This window comes from Peribacillus sp. SIMBA_075 (assembly GCF_046534585.1).
In genome coordinates, this window is sequence record NZ_JAWRYN010000921.1 from 1 (window position 1) to 260 (window position 260).

Consider the following 260-nt stretch of genomic DNA (forward strand, 5'->3'; position numbering starts at 1 on the left):
CTATACCTGACTTTAAGTATTTATTTGTCCAAGAATAAACTTGTTGATAGGATACCTGAAATTGCTGTGCGGCCTGAGTATAATCTTGTTGATTTTCTATACAAAACCTTACAATTTCAATTCTTTCTTCGAAAGTAGTCTTTCTTCCATTTGTCATGATAGGCGCTCCTCCTGTGCCGGAAGCTTTTAGCTCTTCATGACTATTATACTTTAGTATCCAGTTACGTAGCTGCTTGGTTGATTTAATGCCGTACCGTTTG

Annotated in this window: 1 protein-coding gene; it reads right to left on the reverse strand. The window is 36.9% G+C overall.

Annotation, left to right across the window (positions count from 1 at the left end; translation table 11 throughout):
• On the reverse strand, positions 1-157 hold a 157-nt coding region (locus SB775_RS30945; RefSeq protein WP_410865092.1), incomplete at its 3' end, for a helix-turn-helix domain-containing protein.
• Positions 158-260 lie beyond the last annotated feature (103 nt).